This window comes from Vibrio sp. 811 (genome assembly GCF_033339195.1).
The window spans coordinates 1-876 of the sequence record NZ_JAWOUB010000203.1; the positions used below are offsets into that span (position 1 = coordinate 1).

Sequence of the window (876 nt, forward strand, 5' to 3'; positions counted from 1 at the left end):
CACATGGCACTAGCTATGGCGATTTGATTTTTACATCTGGTCAATTACCCGTTGATAAGGCAACAGGAAAAGTAGTTGAAGGCGGCATCAGTGCACAAAGTCATCAATCTCTTACTAACTTGAAACACGTTTTAGAGGCTGGTGGTGGCAGTGTCGATACTGTTTTAAAAACAACGTGTTACCTATCGAATATTAATGACTTTGCCGAGTTTAACAAGGTCTACGCAGAGTTTTTCCAACAAGATTGTCCGGCACGCAGTTGCTTCGCAGTGAAAGATTTGCCTCTTGGCGTGTTAATTGAAGTCGAAGCGATTGCTCATAAAAAGTAATACGGAGAACAGAGCATGAACCAGCAATGGACACAATATATCCAAATCATCAAGCAAGTTGTGAAACCTGCATTAGGATGTACAGAACCCATTGCTGCTGCGTACGCGGCAGCAGTTGCTAGAAAAGAGTTAGGCACATCCGATATTGATGCGATAGAGGTGCGTGTTTCAGACAACCTATTTAAAAACTCGATGGGTGTTTTCGTACCCGGAACGGGCAAGATAGGCCTCAAAATTGCCGCCTCAGTTGGTGCATTAGCTGGTGACCCAACAGCAGAACTGGAAGTGTTGGCTCGGATTAATGAGCAGGATGTCGCTGCTGCGCAACAATTGATAGATGAAGAGCGGGTAACTGTAGCGCGCATGGATACGCAAGAATTCATTTATTGCAGCGTAACGCTCACTTCTGGTGACGATGTTGTTTCGGTCACGATCAGTGGCGGTCACACCAACATTATCCAGATCATGCGCAATGGCGACGTGATTTTTGATGCTCCACCGCAGCAACGCGTTGCAACCGCTTCTGTTTGTGAAGGTGTGGATATTT

At 45.7% G+C, this 876-nt stretch carries 1 protein-coding gene and 1 pseudogene; both read left to right on the forward strand.

The genetic code is table 11. From position 1 onward, the window contains the following. Positions 1 to 329: Rid family detoxifying hydrolase (locus tag R7Q46_RS25825; protein WP_318078037.1), on the forward strand; the 329-nt coding region annotated here is incomplete at its 5' end. A 15-nt stretch (positions 330 to 344) separates the two neighbouring features. Beyond that, positions 345 to 876 (forward strand): annotated as a pseudogene (locus R7Q46_RS25830) (serine dehydratase subunit alpha family protein); the annotation flags it as partial.